The sequence below is a fragment of the Streptomyces sp. NPDC055287 genome, from assembly GCF_053646035.1.
The window spans coordinates 1-24,197 of sequence record NZ_JBSHNE010000041.1 but is presented as its reverse complement, the minus strand read 5'-3'; the positions used below and the strand labels follow the sequence as shown (position 1 = coordinate 24,197).

Below are 24,197 nucleotides of genomic sequence, written 5' to 3'. Positions count from 1 at the left end.
GTCGCCAGGCGAAGATCCAGCGACACTCGTCTGACTGACTGTTAGCAAGGCGCCGTCAATTCTCGTGAAAATAAACGAAGCCAGGCGGTAGGGCGAGAAGGCGGGCGAGTGCCTCAGTGACGGGGACTGCGTGGTCGGGAAGGTGTCGGCGGAGCCAGCCGGCTGCCGACGCGAGGAAATCGGCGAGGTCACGCGCGGCCCCGTCCAGCAGATGACGAAGCTCGATGGCAGACAACTCGATCACTGGGCTGTCGCTCTGCTCGGCGTCGACGACGAGTCGGACCGTGTCACCGAGGAGCTCGGCGGCCGGGTCCGGGTCATGGCCGAGGTAGAGCGGTTCGCTGCCGTCGAAGACGGTGTACCACTCACGCCAGTCCTCCAACCCGTTGCAGCAACCGGGAAGAAGTGTGACGCCTGTAGTGGTGTCCATGACCCGCAGGCCACCGGCAGCGAAGAGGGACTCGTAGGTCAGCAGCCCGTGCAGGAAGGACCCGAGCGGGTCAGCCGGCCGAGGCGGGCGGTCATCCCCGGCGTCGGGGTCGGGGTCGATGTCGTTGTTTCGGGCGATGCTCATCACCGCTGTCCCGACCTCGGCAGAGGTGAGCTCACCGTTGAGTGCCAAGTGCCTGAACGGCTCCCCCTCGGCGACAGGCCACAGAGCGAAGCTGTCAGGAGCGTATATCTCCAGCACGGGCTGCATCACGATCACCCGGCCGAGTGTCCCGTATCCCCCGCCGCACCGCCTCCCGATATAGGTCGGCGCTCCGCCTCTGCTCCCCCCGAGGCTGCTATATCGAGTCAAGCTGTTCGGACGAGATCTTCACGGTTCGCTCTGAGCCTTCGAGGATCTTGAAAAGCTGACGGCGGACAGCTCGTTTCAGGCAGCGCTGGGCGTCGCGGGAGGTCTTGCCCTCGCTGATCCTGCGGGCCACGTACAGCTTCACCATGCCCGACGCCACAACAGCACATGAGCACAGCAGCCCGCACTTCTACAACGCCGCAGGATCGGAGGACTCTCGGTACTCATCCAACAACCGGAAGAACGCATCCAGCGAAGGCTCTCCAGGCAAGTTCTCTATGATCGCGCCGTCCCACCCGGTCGCCATCGACCACCCGCGGGTCCGGCTGAGCCAGGAAGCGAACTCTCCACCACCTGGATGGAACTCGAATACCTCATCGACACCGTGGACCTGAAGAGCGAGGTGATACCCGAACATCATCAGCGCCAGCTCCTTCAACGAGCCATTACGCACCCATGCACCCGGCCGCTGCCGAACGGCATCCAGCAAGCCGTAGACATCCCGCCACGCCTCGACCGTCCGCACCTTCGAACCTCTGCCTGCCGCTTCCACTGCACTCCCTGCGTTGCCCAGTCCGTATCAGCAAGCTAATGGGCCGCCTTGACGAAATGCATAGGGGCACCCCCCACGCACAGCAAGGAAGCGCGGCATGAGCGCGCTTGGGGCGGCATCACCGCTGCACTCCGCCAGCGGAAGGGCTCGCCGACAGACCATGGGCGTGTGCTAGGTCGTGCGCGGCCGCGGTGGGGCGAGTGGGATCAGCCGGGGTGGGGCGTGCCATCGCCTGTTCGAGGCGGGCGCGGATGCGGTCCGCGTTCAGCTGAGGTTCCGGCTCAGTGAGGTCCTGCAGTTGGTCGCGTACCTGGACCAGCAGTTCGGCCTCTGGGCCGGCCGTAGTGCGCCGGTGCGCGGGGATCGGCTGCTGCTGGAGGTAGCTGATCCGGCCGTCCAGGGTTTGCAGGGCCCGCTCGGGGGTGCCGAAGGCTTCGATGAGGCGGCGCCGGGTCTGCGCGGCGGCGACGTCGGCGAGTGCCTGGGGAAGGTCGTTGGGCGGTGCGGTGGGGTGGGCGAGACGGCCCAGCGCATCGTGCACGAGGTGCAGTTGTCCCTCGCGGGCGGCCAGATAGGAGGTCTCGGCGTGCAGGCGTTCGGGGTCGGCGAAGTAGTCGGCTCTGTCCTCGGCCACCGATGCCTGCCGTCGCGCGGCGAGGTCTTCGGCACTTTCCCGCGCGGTGGCCGAGCGGTGTTGCCAGGTGCGCGCCGGGCCGCTGGTGTGAAGGGTGCGGGCGGGGATCGGGAAGGTGTCCAGCAGGTGCTGGGCGTCCTGCTCGCGGCCGCTGTGGGCGGCGGCGGTGTAGACCCGTACGGTCTCGCGGGCCTGGGCGAGGTGGGCGGTGCGCTGCGCATCGAGCGTCGGGGCGGGCGCGCCGCGTTGGCCGGCGCGGCGGAGGTCGTTGAGGTGATCGGTGATGTCCGGCTCGAGAACGGCCCGCAACTGCTGGGCGTGGGCGTCACGCAGGGCGATCTGGTCGAGCAGCCAGTCGGCGCCCGCTTTCAGGGCCGGCACGTCCTGGGACAGTGATGCGACGGTGCGCCAGTCTGCGACCAGGTCGCTGCGGGGCCGGTAGACGCGCTCCAGCCGGTCCAGGAGATCGGCAGTCTTCAGGCCGGTGTCGGTGACGAGTTCCTCGGTGGCCTCGTCCATGCCGCCGGCCCGGGTGAGGCTCTGGGCCAGCACGGTCGGCGGCGGACAGGGGGTGAAGGCCCGCATGTGGCAGGTCCAGGCGGCGGCCGCGGCGATCCAGCCGAGCTCCGTTCCCTGCTGCGCCTCGGCGTTGCGCCGGTAGAGCCAGCCGCTCAGCCAGTCGGTGATCGGGGCCTCGTTGCTCGTCCCCTCGTGCATAAGGCTCGCGGTCAGTTCACCGGGCGTGTACTCACGCAGTTCACCGAGGTCTGTGCCGATGATGGCGAGCTGGCGCTGTCCGTCGTCCAGCTGAAGCCAGCGGCGCAGGGTTTCCTCCTGCCCGCTGCAGAGCTCTTCCAGGACCAGGTGAGGGCTGCCGGGGCCGGTGCGGGCGGCGCCCGTCTCCCCCACCACGGGGGCCTGTGCTTCCCCCAGTACGAACGGATCGGTGTCCGGTTGCGCGTATGCCAGGGCGTAGGTGTCCGGCCTCGCCTGGGTCAGCAAGGCGCGCAAGTCGTCGTGAAGGGGCGTGGTCTGCTCGCTCATCGCGGGGCTCTCTGGTCGGCGGCGGGGCGCCGCGCGGCCCGGGGACGGCGGCTGGCCGCAGCTTGCCCGCCAGTGATGCCCCGCAGTGCCGCCGCGCGTTCCGCCCTGCGGGAGCGAGCAACGCACCCTCGTGGTGGGCGTCCCGCCTGGCGGGAGCGCCTCAGCGGAGCGAACGGCCGGGCGTGGTCGTGTCCTGAGCCTTGGACGCGCCCGGCTTTGCCGCCTGTGGCGGACAGCCCCCGACCAGCGGCCCGTCCCGCGTAGCCCCCAACCAAGTGCTCTCTGACCCGAGTTGGTACGCTCTCCCTACGATTTGAACGCGTTCAAACAGGGAGTCAGGTTATGCCTCAGCCGACCACGCCCGACCGAACCGACACACCCGCAGTCGCACTGGGCCCCACCGCCGTCGCCCTCGGGGTATTCGCCATCGTCGGCCTGTGGACGCCCGCGCTCGCGTTCGCCGTCATCGCCGGGCCGCTCTCCCTCATCGCCGGCGTGACCGGCATCCACTACGCGCATCACGGCACCGGCCGCCTGCGGACCGCCATCACCGGAACGATCCTCGGCGCCGCTGGATTCACCAGCAGCATCACCATCGGCGTGCTCAGCGTCTAGGGCCTGTTGCAAAAGTGGATCTTGGTCGTGGATGATCACGTCCTGTGGGACGTGGGGATCTGACGAACGGCCAGTGGGCCCGGCTGGAGCTGTTGTTGCCTTCGGGCATCAAGTCGGGCCGTCCGCCGGTCTGGACGCGGCGACAGCTGATCGACGGCATACGGTGGCGGACGCGGACCGGCGCCCCGTGGCGGGACGTGCGCGAGCGTGTCCACCACTCAGGGGGAGGCCCCCGGCTCCAGCCGCACCCACTCCGTATTCGTCAGATCACCCCGCCCCATGCCGTGCACAACGACCCGCCAGCCCGACAGTCACATGATCCGCCGGGCACCCATTGGCCGTTCAGCTCCCGACCTCGTTTTCCGTTCCTGCCTGTGCGCGCGTTCGATGGCTGTGCGTCGTCGAATGCTTGGGTTTCCCCAGAAGATCTGGAAGGCTGACGTCATCGCGAAGCCCATCGCGAGGCTGGCGCTCAGCCACTCGGTGGCGCTCGTTTGAATTGCGACCATCGCCACTGCCGCCATGAGGACCAGCGGCAGTGCTGACAACCGCAGGTCCCAGGTGTGAGTGGGCCTGGGCTTGGAAGCCTCGGCCTCGGGCTCAGCTGCCGGAACTGCCGGGTCTGGCGTCGTTCCCATCGAAAAGTGGGTTGAGCTGTTCTCGCCGTCATTGTGGATGTGGACAACTACCGACTGGGCAGGGTCGTCGCCGACGGCGTGGCCAGGCACGGCATGACCGGGGTCCTCTTCGAAGTCGTCGATGATCGAGTCGATTCGGGCAGCCTCGGCGGGATCATCGTGCATCCGGTTCAGGGCTTCCGCGAATTTTGAGACGCGCTCGTCTTCCCAGATGGTGTCCGAGCCAGTCTCTTCCTGGTCCATGTTCACTGTGCCTCCCTTCCCTCGTCCGCGTCTCCGCCGTCCACCTTGGATCGCAGTGCCTTGATGGCATCGCTCAAGTGGCTCTTTACTGACCCCTCGGACAAACCCATCTTCTCCGCTGTCTCCCTAGTGCTGAACTCGCTGAGATAGCGGAGGCGGACCACTTCGCGTTGTTGTCGAGGAAGACTTCTCACGGCCTCGAACAACGACAGTTTCGTCATCAACGCTTCGAACTCATCGCGCTTGTCTGCGACCTCCACTTCTCCGAAGTGGAGGTGCTTCTCTTCCTCCAGGCTCGTGCGCCAGTGCCGAGCGCAGAGGCGATCCGCGACCCGATAGGCGTAGGACAGCGGCTTGCCGTCGCGGACCTGAGGCCACTTCCGCCGAACGACGGCGAACACGTCGTTGACGATCTCTTCCGCAGCCTGGGGCGGGATCCCCTTTCGCATCAGTGATCCGAGCATCGCTCCCGAGTGCAGGCGGAACAACGCGATGACCTCGTTGTCATGGAACTCCCTCGTGCTCACTACGGCAGTTCACCGGCCCGAGGGACGCTGCGGTCGACACGATTCCCCGTCGGCGCCATGCGGATCACCCGGGTACGGCCGCCTGGTTCCGTCTCCATGAAATCGGTGCCAGGCGCCAACAGGGGGATGACGGTGGCCGTCGCCGCGTTTCGTTCACGCTCCAGCTCGACGGCGGTGCGGCCCTTCGTCCGCTCGGTCAGGTATGCCCAAAGGCCACCGCACCGGCGGAAGATGCAAGCTGCCACGGACAGGACTCCCATCACGATTGTCTCGCTCTCCTCGCCTTGTCTTCAGGGTCTAGAAGGCTCGCTGGAGAGAAACGGTTGGGGCCAATCTCAAGATTCTTTAGTGGCGGCCGTGGTTAGCCTCGCCGTTTCGGTTGGGATGAGGCGGCGGCGCTGATCAGCAGTTGTTGGGTGGACGACGCGATTATGGTGCTTGGGCAGGGCTGAGTCCCGGCGCGGTGGTCGGGTTCTCCAGGGTCTTTCGGGTCGTGGGCGGACAGGGGTCTGCCGGTCAGCTGGCAGGTCGGGGAAGTGCGGCGAGGCGGTGGAAGGCCGCGGCCAGTTCGTTTCCCCAGGGCCAGGTCGCCGATATGCGCAAGTGCAGGCGTCGGCCGCCGCGGGTGAGTCGGGCGGCGACGTGCAGCAGCCGGTAGCGGAGCTTCTTCGGCTCGGCAGTGGCGAGTTCGCCGTCCAGCAGCAGGACACGGGTCCAGGCCAGCAGGTCGATCGCCGCGAGGCTGAGTTCGAGCCAGACAGCGTTGATGTCGAAGTCGCGGGAGGGGAAGCGGCCGAACCCGGTGGTCTTGCCGCACCGGATGTGGTCCTCGACGGTGGCATGCCCGCGGTGGCGGACCTCCAGGAACTGGGCGGAACCACCACTGCAGGACGGGGTGTCGGTGAGGAACACCTGATGCCGCAGGCCCTCGTCCTGGTCGAACAGGGACAGCTGGGCTCCGGGGTGCGGCCGCTCTCGGCGCACGATGATGCGGGTGCCGGCCGGGTAGCCGTCCAGATCGACCATGCCGGTCAGCTCGGCGATCTCAGCGCCATCACGCAGTGTCCCGTCCTGGTCCAGGGCGGGATGCCAGAGGCCGTCGGGCATGGCCCGGACGGCGCGGCGGAGCGGCTCGGTGATGGCGTATCCGACGGAGAAGAAGGTACGGATTCCTCGTTTCCGCACGTCACGGACGTGGGCGAGGAAGGCTTTCGCGGATCCGGCGCTGTCGGTGCGGATGAGGATGTCGGTGCCGTGCCGGTGGGCGTCGGGGATCTGCGCGAGTGCCTGGTCGAGCACTGCGATGTGGTCGCTCGCGGTGTTGGCGCCGGCGTTCCCGGGCCGCAGCCGGCCGGACAGTGCCTCGCCGGTGTTGGCCAGGAAGCACAGCAGCGGGTGGAAGCCGAAACCGCCCTTATAGGTGGGTGCGGCCTGCTCTTTCTCGGAGTGACAGGTGATCAGCGTGGCGTCGAGGTCAAGGACCAGCCCGGGCAGAATGCGTCCCGCGGCCCGGGCTGCGGGAATGCCCTCGCCCTGTTCGGCGGCCTGCAGCCAGGCGACTTCCCGGGCCTGGGCACGGGCCGAGCGCAGAGAAGACAGTGCCCTCTCATCAGTGTCGGCGAGCAGCCGCCAGGCCGTCGGGGTCGAGGCGACCGAACCGAACACTCCTGCTTGGTCGCGCAGTACGGCCAGATCGGCAATGGCTTCGCCGCCGTCGGCGAGCATCACCGCCAGGTCGGTGGCGATCCGGCCCGGATCATGCCCGGTCCCGCGTGGCCGGAGCGGCCTGAGCGCGGTGGAGTACGCGGCACGCGGCGGTGAGCCCGGTGGTATCAGCGAGATCGGCCAGCAGCCGTGCCCCGGCATGACCGACCACCCCCGAACCATCGGCACTGACATGGACCCTGGGACGTAACCCGATAGCCTGCACGTAGAAAGTGCCCTCCGCCTGGACCGACAGAACCCCTCAGCAAGGTTCATCGTCCCAGGTCAGGAAGGCACTTTCGCGTTTCCGCCCCACAGCCAGCCGTCCCCAAGAGAAACGGCGAGGCTAGCGGCGGTTGGGCCAAAGCGCTGCGTGGAGTTGAACTGCCGACCTGAAATCAATTGGATCGGCCCTCAGGTCAGCGCCCCTGTGCCGGGCCGCGACGCGGCTGCCGCGCTGCGCGGCCGGGGCGACGGCTTGTGGGCTCCCCAGCGGGCGCAGCGGAGGGCGAGGAGAAGAAGCCGCCGGGCACACCGGATTGCGCGGGCACCGCAATCTTCTTGGCGGCCTCTGCGGGTGCCGGGATCCGCGTCCATGCCGCGCGGGCGAGGATTCTGGCGTTCCCCATCAGCGGGGCGCAGCTCTCGCAGACCTCTTCGAGCGTCCACACCCGGCCCACGGTCGGGTCATGGCGCAGGATGAGTACGACGGTGCCGGCGCAGTGCACGCGGGTGTGTTCGTGGGTGGCGCAGCGTTCGGCGCGGCAGTGGCAGGCGGCGTTGGGCCGGATGGTGGCGGCCTTGGCGTGGGCGGCCACGTGCTGGGCGGCGAAGGTGCGCAGCGCGGCAAGGGCCTTGGAGCGGGGCGGCATCCGGCATGCGGCGGTGCTGCAGGTGACGGTTGCCGAACGGTCGGCGTGCCCGGTGAGCCGGATGGTCCAGGACCGTCCGGGGATGCGTTCGGAGGAGGATTCGCTGTGCGCGGTCGTCACTCGGTCGGTCCGTTCGCTCGTGCTGTGGTGGTGTCGGTCCACTATGAGTTACTCCCCTGCCGGTTGGGCAGCGGTTTCTTGGCTGCAGGGGCGCGGTTCCGGGCATGTGCAGTGGTCCGCTGTCACGGACAGCTGGCTTCAGGTGGCTGGCATGGCGCTGCTGTCGTGGTTGCGGGTGGCCTGGTGCGGCGGGCGGATGAGGATGCGCGGGTTGAGGGGACCGGGGGTGAACCCGCGGCGTGTGTAGGCGCGGTGGGTGAGTCGGCTGTTGGGCAGTACGACGAGCCCCGCCTGGTGGGTGTCGGCCAGCAGCAGTGCAGAGTGCACCAGTCGGCCTGCCGAGATCGGGTCGTCTTCCTCGGCGACGAGGGTGCCGGCTTCCCACCAGGTGCCGCCGGTGGTGCTGCGCAGATGGTGGACGGTGGTGGTCATGGGGACGATCGCGCGGGCTTGCAGCAGCATGTTGGCGGTCTCGGCCAGCATGGGGCTCATCGCGGCGAACGCGATCCCGTAGGCCACGAGTAGCCATGTTCCGTGGGCGACGGCCCAGGCGGCGGCCTGAAGTGGCAGCCAGATCCAGGTGACGAGGACGGTCATGCCGAGCAGGAGGACTCCTGCGTATGCGGCGCGGCGGGGCCAGGGCATGCGGGGGCCGGTGACCGAGACGGTGGCGGTGCCGTGAGCGAGGACGCGGCCTCCGGCGTGCATGGCGGCGAGGGCGAGCAGCCACAGTCCGCGGGCGGCGGGCCGGGTGCAGGGGTGGATGGGCGTAGGGCCCATGCGGCGCTGGGCGAGGGCGGCCAGGCGGGGCAGCTGGCCCCAACGGGGGCGCAGGTGGTCGGGTATGTCCAGGCGGGTGACGGTCATCATGGTCCGTTCTCAAAGGGTCGGAGGTCGGTGGCCGGGCCGGTGTGTGTCCGGCTGTGGCTGCGCGTGCAGAGGTGAGGTGGGCGGCAGGAGGGCGGCCCGGGCAGCGGCGGTGCGGGCCCGCATCTGCTCCAGGCGGCGTTCGACGCGGGCGTGGGTGTACAGGTCGATCGCGTCGGTGACGTGGTCCCATTCCTCCCCTGCCAGGCCTTGGGGGCGCGGCCCGAGGACGTCGGGTCCGGCCCGGTGGTGGCGGCGCCGGTAATCGGTGATGACGGTGATCAGCCGTGTCCAGGTGCGCTGTTCGTCCTCGGCGTCCTCCCCGGGCGGGGTGATCTCCTCCATCCAGGACTCGGGTGGGCTGTCTCCGGCGAGGACTGCGGCCAGCGCGCTTCGGGCCAGGCGTGCATCGAGGGCGCCGTAGCTGAGCGGGGCTACTCCCAGGGGATCGCGCAGGGCCGGGTGGTCGGGCAGCGGCCCGGCTGGCGGCGGGGAGTCGAGGTGGTCCAGGGCGGCGGCGAGGACCTGCACGGAGGTTGCCCCGGGCGGCGGGGCGTGCAGTATCGGGCGGCGTCTTCCGGTCAGGGCGCGGATGCGGGCGTCGAGGTCGTCCCAGGCCGCGGCCGGCTCCGGGTCGGCGGGCCGCGGGCCCAGTCCCGGCACGCCGGTGATGGCGAGGCGGGTGCGCCACAGCTCGACCAGAGCGCAGGTGGTGGCCCAGGCGGCACGACGGCGCGGCGAACGCAAAGGTGGTGGCGGGCCGAGGGGGCGAGCCCAGCCGGGCGGGGCGGTGGCCAAAGTCTGGCCGCGCTCCAGCAGGGAGCGGGTGAGGATGCGGTGGCGTTCGGCGAGGTGGTCGCGCCAGTGGTGGGGGGTGTCGGGGTGGGTCAGGGCGTGGCGGTCGGCGACCCAGTCGGGGATGGTGCCTTGGGTGCTGGGGCGGTGCGGCGGGTGGTCGGGGAGGCGTTCGCGCAGCCGCAGCTCTGCTGTGATCTTGTCGCTGACCGTCTGGGCGCGGGCGAGAGCGGCCTGGGCGAAGGTGTGGCGCCGGTCGGTGCTGGCGCGGCGCTGCTCGGCGGCGCGGCGGGTGGCGGTCAGTGACTGGGTGGTGGCCTGTGGCCGGTTGGGTGAGCGTTCGCGCTGGTAGTCCTCGCGGGCGCGGTCGCGCCAGGACAGGGCGCGGCGCAGCTGGGTTTCGTGGGTGAGGTCGGTGATGGTCGCCCGTGCGGCCGGAGACAGGGGGATGCCGGTGGCCTGGGCTTGGCGGATCTGGGTGCGCAGGGCGGTCAGTTGGGCGGCGAGTTCGCCGCGGGCAAGGGGTCCGAGGGGGCGGTCGGGCCAGGCGGGGTGGGTGTGGCCGGTGCGGGTGGTGACGGGGGTGGGCAGGTGGGTGAAGGCGGCGTCGGCGGCCTTGAGTGCCTCCTGGGCTGCGGCGCGGTGCGTGGCGGCGAGCCGGAGCAGCGTGTTCAGCTGGGTGAGCGAGAGCGCGGCCAGGGGGCTGTTGATGCTGCTCTGCTGGGCCTTGGTCGCGTCCGCCAGGTGTTCGCGTAGCCGCCAGGTCAGCACGGCGGCCGGGTCATCAGCGTCGGCGAATCCGCGCCCGTGCGTGGTGCGGTGAAGGAGGCGGGGCAGGTCGAATCCGGCGCGCTCCGCGTCACCGAGTGCGCGGATCAGGGCGGGGTAGGCGTCGGCGGCCATGAACATCGCGGCCCTGTCCAGGCCCAGGGCGTGCTCGAGGACGCCGGTCAGCCGGCTTGCGGTGGCGCGTTCGGTGACGTCGGCGAACTCGGCGGCCATCTGCCCCGGGGCGGTGACTTCCCGCTGCAGTGCGGCGATCGTCTCGGTCGCGGAAAGCTGCGCGGCGCGGCGGGCGGCGATGGAGGCCAGGACGTCGTCGAGGACGTCGCCGTCCTCGATGGCGACGTAGAGGCGGTTCGTGCGCGCGCCGCGGGTCAGCTGCACGTAGACGCCCTCGCGGTGGGAGCGCACGGAGGCCAGGGCATGCGAGGAGTCGACCGTCATGCCCTGGGCGCGGTGAATGGTGCTCGCGTAGCCGAGCTCGCACTGGGCGGCGAGGTAGTCGGCGGGCAGCTTGATGCGGCCGCTGTGCTGGGTGTGGCGGACCACGATGTCGCCGGTTGGCAGGATGTGTTGGACGGTCCAGGTGTCGCCGTTCTTCACGAAGTCCCGCCCGGCGCGCACGGTCATGCGGCGGCGGTTTTGGCGGGTGACGATGATGTCGCCGACGTGCGCGTGCTGCCTGCCGCGCAGCTTTACGGTGCGGCTGGTGTCGACGTTGCCTGCGTTGATGTGCCAGGCCTGGGCCCGCAGGTTGAGGGCGGTGACGGTGGCGTTGTCGGCGGCCGTCATCAGCGAGATGAGGCCTTTGCCGGTGTCGTTGGCCCAGGCGGTGAACACCGCGTCGCACATCGCCTCGTGGTTTCCGGCGACGATCCGGCCCTTGTCCCGGTACCAGGTGAAGACGTCCCGGTTGTCCCCACCGTCGCGCAGGGCGAGGGAGGCGTCCGCCTCGCCGGGGACCCTGAAGCGGTGCAGGCGGCTGAGTTCGATGGCGCCGCCGGCCCGGGCGATGAGCCGCAGGGCTCCCCCGGCCTCGACGGCGGCGAGCTGGTGCGGGTCGCCCAGCAGGCGCACGACGGCACCGGCGGCGGACGCGTCCGCGAGGACCTGGTCGAGGAGGAGGGTGCCGGCCATGCCTGCCTCGTCGACGAGGACGACGTCACCGGGGCGCAGCCAGAAGTCTTTTTCCACGGGCTTGTCGTCGTCGGCCCGGGCGCGCTGGTGGAGCCAGGAGTGCAGGGTGTGGGCCCGCCGCCCCAGGTCTGTGCCCAGGACTTTCGCCGCGCGGGAGGACGGGGCGAGCGGGATCAGGCGCCCACCTGCGGCATCGACGGCGCCTGCCACCAGGCGCATGGCCGTGGTCTTCCCCGCACCCGCGGGGCCGAGTCCGGCCAGCAGGAGCTGGTCGGACAGGGCGAAGGAAGCCGCCAGGGCGCGTTGCCCGGCGTCCATGGGCCCGCGGTGCAGGGCAGCGGTGCGGGCGAAGGTGCCGCGTCCCACGGGCGGAATCACCCGGGCGCGGGCACCGGCCACCAGACGGTTCTCGGCGGCCAGCAGCGAGTGGGTGGTGTAGGTAGCCGAGCCGATGGGCCGGTAGATGCTGGTGCCGTCCGTGCGCTGCAGTTCGGGGTGGGGCGGGTTGATCTCGGGCGGGGTGATGTCCAGGCAGTCGGCGTGCGTAAGGACCTGGTCGGTGATCTGCTCGGCGAGCTGCGGCTCTGCGGTCGCCCCGAGCAGGGTGCGCATGAGGTAGCGGCGGACTTCGGCCAGGACGTGGCGGCGCCGGAAGGACGTCCGGCGTTCAGTGACGGCCGCCAGAACCTCCTCGGCCGCCTTGGTCACGTCGATGCCGGTGACGGCCGGCTGATGCCTGGCGGCTGCCGTCTGCGCGGTGGCGAGCAGGTTGTCGACCGTGGCGCGGTCGGTGGCGGCGATCGCGCGGCGCCGCCAGGTGGCCAGCAGGTCGTCCAGGGACCGGGCGTTGCGCTTGGCCGGTCGGGTCATCAACGTGGCCTGCTCCTGCAGGCGGGTGCGCACCGCCGGGTCCGGCTGGCGTCCGTGGCGGCGCCGGTAGTCGTCGAACAAGCCCTGCGCCATGGTGCGTACGGTGCTGGCCCGCTGCGCGAACTCGGTACGGATCCGGCGGTCGATGCCGACTATGTGCATGACCGGGCGCTGTCCGGGGGTGACCTCGACCTCTTCGGCGGCCAGGCCCAGCCGGTCGCAGATCAGTTCAAGGGCGCGCTGGTTGAACAGCTCACTGGCCGCTACCACTTCCCTCATGAGCAGCCGGGTGTCGAGGTTGCGCCAGCGCCCGTCGGGCCCCTTGACCCGCGGGCTGATGACGACGTGCTCATGGAGCATCGGGTCACCGGCGCGGGATTCGTAGTGGAGGTAGACCGTGGCCAGAAGACCCGGTTCGGCCCGCTGCTGGGCGATACCGGCTGGGCCGGTGCGGACCGCGAGCGCGTGGTGCTCCAGCCAGCTGACGGTCTCCGAGCGGGCCTGCGCCAGAACTTCCAGGACGATGCGCCGGACCTCGGGGTCGCCGAGGGCGAACAGCAGCGACAGTTCCTCGGAGGCGAACGTCAGGTCGTAGCCGGTGCGCCCATGGCGCTGCGGGCCGCTGCGCGCGGCCAGGAAGCGGCCGAGCTCGGCCCCGTCGGCCGGCGCCCGGTGGTACTCGGCCTTGAAGGCGAGCGCCGCGGTGCGGTTGCGCAGCTGCTGGGTCTCCGCCTTCGTCAGCGGGCGGCACAGCTGCTCGGCGGCCTGCTGCAGGACCTGCTCGATCTGCTGGTCCAGCGGTGAGAGTTCGGACAGTCGGGGCACGGCCGGCCCGAGCTTGGCCGCCTTCATGGCCTGCTTGAGCGAGGTGCCCTGGGCCAACTCCCGGGCCGCGATCGCCTCGGCGTCCGGATGCATGCCGAGGCCGAACAGGGCGCGCATCTGCGGCTCGGTCACCACGCCAGCGAGTCCGAGGGCGCGGGCGGCCTGTCCGTGCCAGACCCCGTGCGGCACCCCGGGAGCGCTGGAGGACACGGTCGGCTCGCTGCCCTGGGCGCCGGCGCCGGCCGCGATGTTGCGCCGGTAGTAGCGGTAGCCCTTGGCCGTGATCCCCTTCGCCGTCATCCCCACCACGTCAGTCGACCCGAGCGCAAGGAACCCTGGCCGTACGCGGCCCGGAACGTCCCAGGGCCCTGGACAGGAATCATCGGACGCGTCCCGCCAGAAGGGAAAGCCACGCCTGGGGCGGGGTGCGCGTCAAAAGTGCTAGAGGTGTGCGGCATCCCAGCTCCACCGACCGGGGACCACTGCACCGCCACCACAGCCGACCGGCGTCCCCTCCCCACTCCGCGTTCACCATCGGGCACCAAGGGAGGGCGTACCACCGGTCACCACCGGGGCGCGGCGAGCGGCATCCGTCCCCCTCTCCCAGTTCCCTGGGGAGAGGGGCTGTCCCGTGGGCGGGACCGGGGGCTGCGACGGGCGTGCTACCGCGTGGGACGCGGGTGGGCGGGTGCGCCTGGGGGCGGTGGGGGCGGCTGAGACTGCCGGGTGGTGGGTGCGCGTTGGGCGGGCCCCGGTTGGCTGGGAGGTGGCTGCGGTGGCGGCGGACAAGGGCAGGGCGCGGGGCGGTAAGGAGTTGGCGCGGCGCAGGGCGGCTTTGGAGCGGGCCGCGGCGCGGGTGGCTGAGGAGCGGCGGGCGGCGGCTTTGGTGGAGCAGGAGCGGCGGCGGCGGGAGGCGGAGTTCGATGAGCTGGTGGTGGATTTCGAGTTGGCGCGGGAGGACGAGGAGATGATCGCGGCTGGGGTGGAGGAGGAGTTGCAGCGGGTGCGGGAGCGTGGGCAGGTGCGGGTCCGTCAGGCGCGGGTGGTCGCGGCGCGGGTGGTGGTGGCGATGGGTGAGAAGGGGGAGACGGTGGCGGGGTGTGCGCGCCGGTTGGGGGTGGGGGTGGACCGGGTGAAGGAGCTGCGCCGGTTGGGCCGGGAGGATGCCGCCGGGACGACTGCCGACGGGGCGGCTGGGGCGGCCGAGGAAGGGTCGGGGTCGGGCGCGGGGTTGGGATCGGGTCGGGAGCGGCAGGGCGCGGGTCCGGTGTCGGGGGGTGCCGGGCCGGTGCGCGGTACTGGGGCGCCGGCTGGTCGGGAGTCGGCGGGGCCGCCGGTGGCTGTATCGCCCGCTCCCCCGGGCGTTGCCCCCGCTCCCTCGGGCGTTGCGTCCGCTCCCCCGGGCGGCGGTCCTGTCGGGCTTGCGGCCGGGCCGGTGCGGACACCGGCGGGTGGCGGGTCGGTGCCTGGGGCGGGGGCGGGGCGGCCGGAGTTGGCTGGCTGAGTGCTGGGGCGTGCCGACGGCCCCGGCGCCCGCGGGGTGCGGGGGCCGGGGCCGTTGGGTGGGTGGGGGCTAGTTCTGGGGGTGCTGGTTCCAGGGTGGGGTGGGGCGCCGCTGGGGCGCGGCCGGCTGCTGCGGGGCGTGCTGGTGGGTCGGGGCGGGCTGCTGCTGTTGTTGTTGCCAGGCGGTGTCGGTGGGGGCTTGGTGGGGGGCGGTGCCCGGGTGGTAGACGGCGTCGACGGGGCCGTGCTGCGGGGCGGCTTGGGGCGGGTGGTGGCCGGTGGGGCGGGTGGGGCGGGTGGGGTCGGGGGTTTTGAGGTAGACGGTGACGGGGGCGTGGTCGGCGACGTGGATGCGTTCGTTGATGCCGGGCGCGGTGAGGATCCAGAGGGTGGTGTCGTCGCGGAGTTGTTTGCGCCGGATGAGGGGTGGGGGGAGGGTGACGTGTTCGATGGTGCCGGTGTTGGGGTCGGTCTCGGGGACCGTGATGTGGTCGACGGTGCTGAACAGGCCGTGCATGGTGGCGAGTTCGTTGATGGTGGACTCGTGCTTCACGGCGCTCCCCCCCTTTTCTGGTAGTGGCGTGCCTGCTGGTTCGGTTGGACGGTAGGCGGCCTGGGGGGCGTGCGGGGTCGGGTGGGTGTGCGGGTGCCGGGAGGCGGGATGCGGGTTGGGGTGGGGGCGCCTGAGGCGGGAAACGCGGAGCGGCCCCGCGCCGGGACGGGTGTCCGGGCGCGGGGCCGCTGGGGGGTGGGGCGGGGGGGTTAGCTGTCGTTCTCGGCGAGGATCATGCTGCCGGTGGGGATGCCGTGCAGGCGGAATCGCTTGACGTCGGGCCCCGGGCGCTTGACCTTGTTGGTGTTGTCGACCCGGTAGTCCTGGCGCAGGGCTTCGGTCGAGCTTTCGTCGAGGAGGACGTCGAGACGGGTCGTGCTCCTGCTTCCGGCGGGCAGGGGCATGGTGGTGCCGGTGAGGTTGGCCAGGCAGACGGGCTTGATGTGGATCAGTCGTACGCGGCGGCCGGGGGTGATGGATCCGGCCGGACCGGCGGGGGCGGCGGGGGTGAGGGGAAGGTCTTCGACGGTGACGGTCGGGGTGTTGGTGGGGGTGCTGTTTGGCATGGGCGGGTGCCTTTCGCTGGTTGAGGCCGGGCCCGGGGTGTGGTCCGGGCGCAGCGTGTGAGGTCCGGCCCGGCGTGGTGCGGGCGCGGCGTGTGGGGTGACGGTGTGGGGGTGGCGGGTTAGGCCCGCAAGGGCGTCGCGGCGCTGTCTGCTGGGGTGCGGGCCGGGGTGGCGGGGTGGGTCGCGGGGGCGGTCCGGGTCTGCGCCGGGGAACGGTCGGCCCCGCGTGGTGGACGGGTGTCCGGGGCGCGGGGCCGGGGTGTGGGGTGTGGGGCGGTGGTCAGTTGGCGGTGGTGAGGGGGGTGCCGCTGGCAGGGGTCTGGTCGGCGTGGGAGGCGTAGGTGTCGGGGGCCAGGAGTGCGAGTGCTGCGGCGATGGGCCCTGTGAGGTGTGAGGGAAGGTTCGCGTCGTTGAGTGCTGCGAGGGCGTCGCTGGGGGTCATGTCGTTGACCCGGATCATGAGGTCGTAGTCGTCGGGGTCGTCGGATGCCTTCTCCCATGCGGCCCTGCGGATCTCCTCGAACAGTTCGTGTGCCACGTCAGCGGCATGCTGGGCGTTCAGGGTGAGACGGTTCTTGGCGGTCATGGCGGTGTCCCTTCAGGGGGTGCTGGTGGCCCTTGCCGGGAGTCGGCGGGCAACCGGGGGTGGGTGCGGGTTCACTGTCGGGGCGCAGCGGGTTAGGGCAGCAACCGGCCGGCCGGGCGGGGTCGCGCGCGTGCGACCCCCCGCCCCGGGGGTGCGGGGTCGCACGCGGACCGGGCGCGGGGTCACCGGCGGCTGGTGGCGCGGGTCCCGGTGAGGTTGACCAGGGCGGTGGGCTCGGGGATGGCGGAGAAGCCGGTGGAGTCGACGCTGAGGCAGACGATCCAGTGGTCGGGGCCGGTGACCTTGATGACGTCGCCGACGGAGACGGAGCGGATGTCGGCGGGCCAGGTTTGCCCGTTGTCGTCGTGGCCCTGGTCGTTGCCGACGGTGAAGGCGGCGTCGGCGGCGGCCTCATGGCTGCGGATGCGCGAGCTGGCGTGGAAAGCCAAGCGCAGGGGGCTGCCGTCGGGGTGGGTGGCCTCGGCGAGCGGCTGGTGGTGCTGGTAGCCGTCGAAGCTGCGGGGCGCGGTGTTCATGTAGACGGTGGCGGTGTACACGGCCGGGGCGGGGGTGGTGTGGGGGGTGGTGATGCGGGCGGTGACGGTGAGGGGGCGGGTCACGGCGGTCGTCACGGTGGAACTCCCATCAGAGCGCGGCTGGTTGATGGGATGGACAGTGGGATGCCGGGAGGTTAGTGAGGCAACGCCTTCGGATGGGTGTGGGGGTTCGCGGGGTGGCAACGCGGGACGGCCCGCCCTCGGGGGTGTGGCCGGGGGCGGGCCGTCGGGTATGCGGTCTGGGGTCGGCCGGGTCAGGGGGTCAGGTCGGCCAGGAGGGCAGTCGCGTTGTCCGCGTAGACCTGGTTCGGGTCGAGGGAGCGGCTGGTCTTGACGGCGGTGTCGACGGCCAGGTTCACCAGGTCCCGGACGGTGGGAATCAGGTCGTCGCCGTCGCACTCGGTGAACAGGCAGTACCGGGCGTCCTCGTGGGGCTCGTACGCGCCGTCCGAGGCGAGCAGCAGGCGGCAGGGGCTGGTGATCTCTCGGGTGGCGGTCTCGATCGCGGGGTGGCCGTACCGGCGCTGTCTGTCCTCGTCGGTGGCGTCGGAGCCGAGGAACGAGGTGATGTGGTTCCGGTTGCCGCCGTACGGATAGGTGGCGGTGGGGGGGGGTAGACGCGGCGCTTGTTGTGGTCCTCGGTGAGGCGCACCGCGATCCCACGCTCCATCAGGTACGCGCGGGAGTCGCCGCACCAGGCGACCGTCAGGGGCTTGCCGGGGGCCTTGACGGCGACCACGGCCGCCGCCTTGTCGCTCAATCCGTAGTGGATGGCGTCCTCCCGGCACAGGTTGTACACGTGCCGCAGCCCGGCCTCCGCGTCGCCCCGGCGGGCGGCGGTTCGGGCGATCTGCCGGGCGGCGCCGAGAGCCCACCGGTGGGTTGTCTCGCGTCGGCCGATGCCGTCCAGGAGAACGTACGCGCGGGTTCCGTCCGGGGCGCTGCGGACGGCGGTGGCGTCGCACTGGCCGGGGTCGGTTCCGGTGTGCTGGGCGGTGGCGTAGGTGCGCATGAGTGGGGTTCCCTTCAGCGGGCCGATGGCGGGTGGGGGGCCGCCTTGGGGTGGGCGGCACGGCTGGCGAGGCCGGAGGCCGGACGGGCGCGGCCAGGGTGCCGGACCGCCCCGGGGGTGAGGGGCGGTCCGGCGGCCGGGATTCAGAACGGGGCGTCGGTGGGGGCGGGGTGAACGGGGCGCGGCGAAGGTGCCGCGCCCTGGGGGGAGGGAGGGGCTACGCGGCGCGGACGGCGGCGCGGGCCGCGCATGTCTCGGCGGCCTTCCCCCGTGCGGTGACGAGATCCGGGGCGAGCGGAGACAGCACGACGTACTGTTCGTGGTCGCGGCCGTTGACGTTCTGCTCCCAGTCGGTGACCTGCCGCCAGGCGTGGCCGCGCGGGTTCCGGCACGGGTAGCGCTTCTGGAAGTGCGGGTCGGTGGCCCGGGGCGCGCACGCCTCGCACTCCCACCCGAGCCCGTACGCGTTGGAGTCGCTGAGCGTGCCGTCGGCGTTCAGCACACACGCCAGGTAGACGCGCCCGATCTGCACGTCCCCGAACGCCGGGAGCGGGACACCGAGGGTGCGCGCGGCATTCAGTTCGGCGAGCGCTTGAAGGAACGCACGGTGCGCGTCGTCCAGCGCGGGCCCCCACTGGCCCGGGTCCTCCATGACGGTGCGCGCCTGAACGTACCGCTCCCATACGGCGGCGGGGTCGGGGAGGAAGGCCACGTGCCCGGCCGGGGTCACGCACCATACGGTCTCGCCGTCCAGGTCGATGTCCCGGGCGGTAATGCAACTGCCGCACGGGCAGTGGAACGTGTTGTCCGGGGCGGCGGTGAAAGGGTGCGTGCCGCACTCGGCACAGATGACGACGGTCACGCATGCGGGGAGCGTGGGAGCAAGGGGGCTCGTGGGCATGGGCGTCTCCAGACGGGGTGAGCAAGACAGAAAAAGGGGCCCGGGCAGGGGGCAGGGTGGCAGGGGGCGGGGTGGTGGTCACCGCTCCCCCGGGGCCGATGCGCTGACCATGACCGGACATGCCCCAACAGCCGCAACTCGTACGGGCGTGGAAATGGGTTGGGCGGGTGCGGTATGCGCAGGGAGTGTCGGGCGGCCCTCGGGGGGCGTGCGAGGTCAGCGGCGCTTACGCGGGGGCCGCTGGGAGTGCTCACCGCTGAGGGTTCGCTCCCTGCTGGACACGGTGAACTGCCGAGCCGACAGGTCGAAGACCACCCACGGGGCGTCAGCATGGGAGGCGGTAGTGGCGTACGGCTGGTGCTGCCAGTCGTTCCGCGTCCCGTACAGGTCGTGGAAGTCGGGGAACCGTCCGGCGGCGATGAGGGCGTTCAGGGCGTCGGCCAGGTTCTGCCACAGCGGATCGGTGCCGATGCCGGTGCCCGTGCCGGTGGTGGTGCCGGTGCCCGTGCCGGTGGTGCTGTGTGAGGTGGTGGCCATGATGATGCTCCGCTTCTCGAAAAGGGGTGGCGGCCCGGCGGGGGCAGGGTCGTGGTCACCGCTCCCCCGGGGCGGGTGCGCTGACCGTGACCGGGCGCGGGGCAAGGGCCGCAACCATGCGGGGGCGGCGCGGCGGGGAGGCGGGGGGCCGGAGAGGGCGGGAGTGGGACGGCCCCGGGCCGGGACGGGTGTCCGGGGCGCGAGGCCGGTGCCGGTTGGAGGTGGGCTGCGTCGGCTGCGTGTTCGGCGTTCAGGGTGAGGACGGGTGCGGTGGTCTGAGGTTCCCCCGAGATGCGAGGAGAGTTGACAGCGGGTCAGATGGGACGCATGAGAGGAACATCGACCAGGGTTGCCCCCAGAAAGTACTCGCTCGAGTTGCGTGACCGTGCGGTGCGGATGTACCGCACCTCCGATCCGAAGCCGCAGATCAAGAAACTGGCCGTCGACCTCGGCGTGCATCCGGAGGCCCTGCGCGGCTGGATCCGCCAGGCCGAGGCCGATGCCGGCGAGCGCGATGATCGGCTGACCACCGACGAACGCGCCGAGCTCGCGGCGCTGCGCAAGGAGAACGCCCAGCTCCAGGGGGCGAACGAGGTCCTGCGGACGGCCTCGGCTTTTTTCGCGGCCCAGCTCGACCCGACCCGGCCCAGGTGACGGCGCTCCTCGACGAGCACCCGCACCTGGGGGTTGAGCCCGTACTGCTGGAACTGTCCGTCCCTTCCTCGACGTACTACCGCTGGCGCCGTGCCGAGCGCGAGCCGTGCGAACGCGTGCGCCGGGACAGGGAACTCACCGAGCAGATCAAGGGGATCCACGCCGACTCGGGCGGGATCTACGGCTCGCCTCGCGTGCATGCCGTGCTCAAGCGCGAGGGCGTCCATGTGGGCCGCAAACGGGTCGAGCGCCTGATGCGCGAGGCCGACCTCGCGGGGAAGGCGCCTTCGCAGGTGAAGCGGCAGACGCAAGACAGCCCGCTGGGCGCGGGACTGATCGCTTTCGGCGCCGGCATGCTCACTGCCGCTCTCCTGCCGACCACCGAGGCGGAGGAACGCGCGGGGCAGAAGCTGCGCGAGCACTCTGATGAGCTGCTGGAACCCGTCAAGCAGACGGTCGTCGAAGCAGCCCAGGAGGTCAAGGAAGAGACGCGGGAGCCTGCGGCCCAGGCTGTGGAAGCGGTGAAAGGCACCGCCGAGGAAGCTGCGGAGGCGACAGGCCCACGCTCAGAGCGCCGGCCAGGAGACGGCGGAGGGCCTGCGCCAGGTGGGCCAGGACGCCGCTGAGGAAGTGCGCCGCGCCCCCGGCGCCCCCGGGTCGGCGGCTCCCTGATCCCACCCGGTTCAAGAAGCGCCGGAATCGATCGCCCGGGCGGGCCCTGCGGATGTTCCCGCGGGGCCCGCCCGGCACATGTCTGTGGTGCCGTCGATGGTCGGTCGCCCCGTTCGTCCTGTAACGGGAAGGGCCTACGCCCCGACCGGCGGATTTCCTCACGCCGCAACAATTCGGCACCCGGGCGGGGACAATGCCCCTCTGCACGTCGAGTACTTCGAAGGACGTATGGCGCACGGACAGACACGGACGATGCGGGGGTATGGATGCGGGTGGGGGAACGGCTGGCGGGGCGCTATGAGTTGGAGGCGCGGCTGGGCGCGGGCGGGATGGGCGAGGTCTGGCGGGCGCACGACCTGTCTCTGGGCCGGCGGGTGGCGGTCAAGCTGCTGCTGGCGAAGCTCGACGGCGGCGAGGCGGACGCACGGTTCCGCCGCGAGGCCCGGATCGCGGCGCGGCTGCGCCATCCGGGGATCACGGTGGTCCACGACGTCGGCGAGCACGAGGGACTGCTGTTCCTGGTGATGGAGCTGCTGAAGGGCGCCGACCTGGGTGCCGTGCTAGCCGCGGCCTCCGGCCGGCTGCTCCCGCTCGGGCGGGCGCTGGACCTGCTTACGCAGGTGGCCGAGGCGCTGGCCGCCGCGCACGAGCAGACCGTGGTGCACCGGGACCTGAAACCGGCCAACCTGTTCGTCCAGCCGGGTGACCGGGTCAAGATCTGCGACTTCGGGATCGCCCGCGCGGCCGGCGAGACCCGACTGACCGGCAGCGGCTGGGTGCTGGGCACCGCCGCGTACATGGCCCCCGAGCAGTGCCGGGGCGAGGACGTCGGCCCGCCCGCCGACCTGTACGCCCTTGGCTGTGTCCTGTACGAGCTGCTGGTCGGAACGCCGCCGTTCGGGCATGGCGCACCAGTACCGCTGGCCGTCCGGCACGTCTCGGATCCTGCGCCCGAGCTGCCTCCCGGGACTACGGCGGACGCCGGGCCAGCCGGCCCCGGCCTGGCCCGCCTCCTGACGGAACTTCTGGCCAAACAGCCGGACGCGCAACCCGAGTCGGCGGGCGCGGTCGCGGAACGGCTCAGGTCCCTGGCCACGGGCACGGCCCCGGCTGTGGTCCCCGCCGCCGGACCCGTGGCCGCGGACTACGTGGAGACCCTCCACGACCCCTCCCCGGGGCTCGGGGTCTTCGGGCCTCCCCCGATGCCGACCGGGACAGCACCGCCGGCCGGCACCGGGGGTGTGGTGTCGGCCGGGACGGCGCCCCCGGCCGCCCCGCCCGGGCCTTCGCCGGACCTGGCCCGCGCGCTGCTGGAGGAGGCGGTGCGGGAGGCGGCCGGGCAGAAGATGCGCTCCGGCGACCAGGTGGAGATCCTTGGCGCGGCCGCCGACGCCGCCGCCCGCTTCGACGAGGTCGCGGCCCAGTCCCTACTGGCGCAGGCCGAGCGCCTCGCATGGGACCTGGGCAGGCGGGACGGCTCGTCGCTGTCGGGCGCGCTGGCCGGGCTCGCCCGACGGTATGCCCAGGGGTCCCCTCCCCGGGCCGCGCGCCTGCTGAACGAGGCTGAACAGGCCCGTGCCCTCGAGGACGCGGGTGCCTTCGACTGGTCGAGCGGCCGGCACGTCATCGACGAGGTGCTGGCCCTCCTCGACCCCGAGGCCGCGGTCCGCCGCTTCGACCGGCAGGAGGACTCGTACAGGCAAGGGCAAGCGGTGCTCCGCCACGCGGTTGCCACCATCGCCCACCGCGACCCCGAGCGGGCCGAGACGTGGCTGAGCCGGATCACAGACGCGAACGAGCGGGAGGCCGCGCTCGCGGACTTCGCGCGCGCCTACGCCGAGCGAGATCTGCCGACCGCCGTGGAGCTGGCCTCCGGCATCCAGGACCGGCCGCTGCGGGCCACGGCCCTGTGCGGTGCGGTCGCGGCGGCCGTAGGCGCCCCGACCGAGCAGCGCACGGCCGCCCTGGCACGGGCACGGGCCGCCGTCACGGAGGTCGTCGGCCACCAGGTCGCGCGGATACGCGCGTACGCCGAGGAACAGGTGCGCGAGGGCCGCCCGCTGAAGGCCGCCGCGGCGCTGGAGAACGCCGAGGGACTGGAGCGGGCCCTCGCCGGTGACCCTGGCGCGCCGCCCTTCGACAACCCGCTGCTCCTGGCACTGGCGGCGGCCGAACGGGCGCCCGCACCGCCGGAAGCGCCGCTGCTGGACACCGCCGCGGCCGAGCGGCGGGCGGCACACGCCCGGACCCTGCCCCGCCCGGATCAGCGGGCCCTGGCCCTGCTCGCCGTGGCACGCGACTGCACCGGCAGTCCGGACGCGCCGTGGCTGCCGGAGCCGGCGCGGGACCCCGGTACCACCGCCCGACCGGCGCCGACCGTCTCCGTACCGCCCCCCGCCCACGGCGCGGCGGGGACGGTGCTATGGCGAACCAGCAGCAAACCGGCGGGGATCTGTGTCGCCAGACCGGACCGGGCCGTCTGGTACGACGGATCAGCGGTGAATGCCATGGACCCCGACCGGGGCCGCCCGATCTGGCATGCGCCCGCCGACTCCGGCGTACCCGCCGAGCCCTGGGCCACCTCCCCGCGCATCAGGGTCTGCGCGGCGGAAGGCACCGTATACGTGGCCGTGGAACACGCCAACAGGGCCCCCGGGGTGCGGCTGCTCGCCCGAGACGCCGAGGACGGCTGGATCCGCTGGTGGACCGACCTGCCGCGGCGCCGCGGCGACTCGTCGCTGTTCCTCCACGACGGGGTGCTGGTGCACGCCCGCGGGAACCGCGCCATGCGCCTCGACCCGGCGACCGGTCGCATGCTGGGCGAAGTGGCGGTGGGTGGTGCCCCCTGGATCCCGGGCGAGTCGCCCAAGGCGGCGAGGCGAACGGGCCGCTCGGAGCGGCCGGAACTCGGCGCAGACACCGTGCCGACGCCCGCGTCCGTACTCCACCTGCTCGCCGACGACCAGCGCCGGTACGAGGCCCACAGCATCGTCGACGGCGGCGACGAGGTCGGCGCCCGGGACCACACCGGCGCGCACCGGCTCTGGACCCGCCGGCTCACCTCCCGCAGCGGCGAACGCTGTGCGCTCCAGCTGGTCGGGATCGCGGACGACGCGCTCTACGTGAAGGCCGCCGACGGGGGCCGCAACTGGCGCGGGCGGAGCCTGCCTCCGTTCGTGACCGCGCTCGACGTGTGCTCCGGCCGGGAGCTGTGGCGGTGGGAGCATTCCGGGATCAGCGAACGCCCCGCCGCCCTGGTCGGCAACCGGTTGGTCCTGGCGTTGCCCGAGCTCACCGCCATCGTGGTGGGCGGTGGGTCCGAGCGGGGGTTCGGGCGGTGAGTGCGGGCGGGGCCGCCCGGGCCGGCTGCGCGCCCGGGGCGTACGCCCCCTACGCGTCGCCGCCCAAGTGGGGCGGCGCGAACATTCGAAGGGCCGTCGGCAGCACCATCCGACCGGCTGCCTTTTGATCGTTTTGGCCGCCCCCCTCCGGCCCCCGCGCCACCGCTGAGTCCCGGCCTCGCGATCGATGCATAAGAGGGCGTTTATGCAGGTCTAGCCCTATATGAAGCCCTCGTCCCTGCCCTGCTCTGAGGCTTTCATCCTGTAGGCGGGGAATGGCTTTCTCCGG

Annotated in this window: 21 protein-coding genes and 2 pseudogenes; 6 read left to right on the top strand and 17 right to left on the bottom strand. The window is 71.9% G+C overall.

Features of this window, described 5'->3' with window-relative positions; translation table 11 throughout:
• Positions 1-55 precede the first annotated feature (55 nt).
• From ACWIHY_RS34175 to ACWIHY_RS34160, 4 genes are all read right to left on the bottom strand, one after another.
• The gene (locus tag ACWIHY_RS34175) at positions 56-700 is read right to left on the bottom strand and encodes a hypothetical protein (RefSeq protein WP_454380305.1); all 645 of its coding nucleotides are present in this window, start codon (positions 698-700) and stop codon (positions 56-58) included.
• An 88-nt stretch (positions 701-788) separates the two neighbouring features.
• Positions 789-947, bottom strand: coding sequence for a hypothetical protein (locus ACWIHY_RS34170; RefSeq protein WP_454380285.1), 159 nt, complete (start codon positions 945-947; stop codon positions 789-791).
• Positions 948-989: 42 nt separating this feature from the next.
• A complete protein-coding gene (locus ACWIHY_RS34165) occupies positions 990-1,325 on the bottom strand; it encodes a hypothetical protein (protein ID WP_454380284.1) in 336 nt (111 codons plus the stop codon).
• Between the two features lie 145 nt (positions 1,326-1,470).
• Complete coding sequence (locus ACWIHY_RS34160) at positions 1,471-3,030, bottom strand: hypothetical protein (RefSeq protein WP_454380283.1); 1,560 nt, start codon at positions 3,028-3,030, stop codon at positions 1,471-1,473.
• A gap of 342 nt (positions 3,031-3,372) precedes the next feature.
• On the opposite strand from ACWIHY_RS34160, the gene ACWIHY_RS34155 reads away from it, so the two are divergent.
• Positions 3,373-3,645, top strand: coding sequence for a hypothetical protein (locus tag ACWIHY_RS34155; protein WP_454380282.1), 273 nt, complete (start codon positions 3,373-3,375; stop codon positions 3,643-3,645).
• A 44-nt stretch (positions 3,646-3,689) separates the two neighbouring features.
• Positions 3,690-3,845 (top strand): annotated as a pseudogene (locus tag ACWIHY_RS34150) (transposase); the annotation flags it as partial.
• 111 nt (positions 3,846-3,956) lie between these two features.
• Here the strand turns inward: ACWIHY_RS34150 and ACWIHY_RS34145 are convergent.
• The 6 genes and pseudogenes from ACWIHY_RS34145 to mobF form a co-directional block, all read right to left on the bottom strand.
• Positions 3,957-4,526: a hypothetical protein gene (locus ACWIHY_RS34145; RefSeq protein WP_454380306.1), complete on the bottom strand. Its 570-nt coding sequence runs from the start codon at positions 4,524-4,526 to the stop codon at positions 3,957-3,959.
• A gap of 2 nt (positions 4,527-4,528) precedes the next feature.
• Positions 4,529-5,053 (bottom strand): RNA polymerase sigma factor, encoded by a 525-nt coding sequence (locus tag ACWIHY_RS34140; RefSeq protein ID WP_454380281.1) that lies wholly within the window; start codon positions 5,051-5,053, stop codon positions 4,529-4,531.
• A gap of 516 nt (positions 5,054-5,569) precedes the next feature.
• A pseudogene (locus ACWIHY_RS34135) lies at positions 5,570-7,013 on the bottom strand (IS1380 family transposase).
• A gap of 163 nt (positions 7,014-7,176) precedes the next feature.
• On the bottom strand, positions 7,177-7,749 hold the full coding sequence (locus ACWIHY_RS34130) for a hypothetical protein (RefSeq protein WP_454380280.1): 573 nt from the start codon (positions 7,747-7,749) through the stop codon (positions 7,177-7,179).
• Positions 7,750-7,887: 138 nt separating this feature from the next.
• Positions 7,888-8,616 carry a hypothetical protein gene (locus tag ACWIHY_RS34125; RefSeq protein ID WP_454380279.1) on the bottom strand — a complete coding sequence of 243 codons (729 nt, stop codon included), beginning with the start codon at positions 8,614-8,616 and terminating at the stop codon, positions 7,888-7,890.
• 12 nt (positions 8,617-8,628) lie between these two features.
• Entirely contained in the window at positions 8,629-13,326 is a 4,698-nt protein-coding gene (mobF, locus tag ACWIHY_RS34120; RefSeq protein WP_454380278.1) for a MobF family relaxase, read from the bottom strand.
• A gap of 433 nt (positions 13,327-13,759) precedes the next feature.
• Here mobF and ACWIHY_RS34115 point away from each other — a divergent pair, with 433 nt between their 5' ends.
• Positions 13,760-14,530 carry a hypothetical protein gene (locus ACWIHY_RS34115; RefSeq protein ID WP_454380277.1) on the top strand — a complete coding sequence of 257 codons (771 nt, stop codon included), beginning with the start codon at positions 13,760-13,762 and terminating at the stop codon, positions 14,528-14,530.
• 69 nt (positions 14,531-14,599) lie between these two features.
• Here the strand turns inward: ACWIHY_RS34115 and ACWIHY_RS34110 are convergent, their stop codons facing one another.
• The 7 genes from ACWIHY_RS34110 to ACWIHY_RS34080 all read right to left on the bottom strand — a co-directional run bounded on the left by ACWIHY_RS34110 (position 14,600) and on the right by ACWIHY_RS34080 (position 19,241).
• Positions 14,600-15,082 (bottom strand): hypothetical protein, encoded by a 483-nt coding sequence (locus ACWIHY_RS34110; protein ID WP_454380276.1) that lies wholly within the window; start codon positions 15,080-15,082, stop codon positions 14,600-14,602.
• Positions 15,083-15,291: 209 nt separating this feature from the next.
• Positions 15,292-15,648 carry a hypothetical protein gene (locus ACWIHY_RS34105; protein WP_454380275.1) on the bottom strand — a complete coding sequence of 119 codons (357 nt, stop codon included), beginning with the start codon at positions 15,646-15,648 and terminating at the stop codon, positions 15,292-15,294.
• 280 nt (positions 15,649-15,928) lie between these two features.
• Positions 15,929-16,234 carry a hypothetical protein gene (locus ACWIHY_RS34100; protein ID WP_454380274.1) on the bottom strand — a complete coding sequence of 102 codons (306 nt, stop codon included), beginning with the start codon at positions 16,232-16,234 and terminating at the stop codon, positions 15,929-15,931.
• 182 nt (positions 16,235-16,416) lie between these two features.
• Positions 16,417-16,866 carry a hypothetical protein gene (locus tag ACWIHY_RS34095; RefSeq protein WP_454380273.1) on the bottom strand — a complete coding sequence of 150 codons (450 nt, stop codon included), beginning with the start codon at positions 16,864-16,866 and terminating at the stop codon, positions 16,417-16,419.
• A gap of 304 nt (positions 16,867-17,170) precedes the next feature.
• Positions 17,171-17,803, bottom strand: coding sequence for a hypothetical protein (locus ACWIHY_RS34090; RefSeq protein WP_454380271.1), 633 nt, complete (start codon positions 17,801-17,803; stop codon positions 17,171-17,173).
• 217 nt (positions 17,804-18,020) lie between these two features.
• Entirely contained in the window at positions 18,021-18,704 is a 684-nt protein-coding gene (locus tag ACWIHY_RS34085; RefSeq protein WP_454380270.1) for a hypothetical protein, read from the bottom strand.
• A gap of 216 nt (positions 18,705-18,920) precedes the next feature.
• A complete protein-coding gene (locus ACWIHY_RS34080; protein WP_454380269.1) occupies positions 18,921-19,241 on the bottom strand; it encodes a hypothetical protein in 321 nt (106 codons plus the stop codon).
• A gap of 327 nt (positions 19,242-19,568) precedes the next feature.
• Here ACWIHY_RS34080 and ACWIHY_RS34075 point away from each other — a divergent pair, with 327 nt between their 5' ends.
• The 3 genes from ACWIHY_RS34075 to ACWIHY_RS34065 all read left to right on the top strand — a co-directional run bounded on the left by ACWIHY_RS34075 (position 19,569) and on the right by ACWIHY_RS34065 (position 23,908).
• Positions 19,569-19,895 (top strand): transposase, encoded by a 327-nt coding sequence (locus tag ACWIHY_RS34075; protein WP_454380268.1) that lies wholly within the window; start codon positions 19,569-19,571, stop codon positions 19,893-19,895.
• On the top strand, positions 19,892-20,521 hold the full coding sequence (locus ACWIHY_RS34070) for an IS3 family transposase (RefSeq protein ID WP_454380266.1): 630 nt from the start codon (positions 19,892-19,894) through the stop codon (positions 20,519-20,521). The genes ACWIHY_RS34075 and ACWIHY_RS34070 overlap by 4 nt, the downstream gene beginning before the upstream one ends.
• Positions 20,522-20,833: 312 nt before the next feature.
• The gene (locus ACWIHY_RS34065; RefSeq protein ID WP_454380264.1) at positions 20,834-23,908 is read left to right on the top strand and encodes a protein kinase domain-containing protein; all 3,075 of its coding nucleotides are present in this window, start codon (positions 20,834-20,836) and stop codon (positions 23,906-23,908) included.
• The last annotated feature ends 289 nt before the right edge of the window (positions 23,909-24,197 follow it).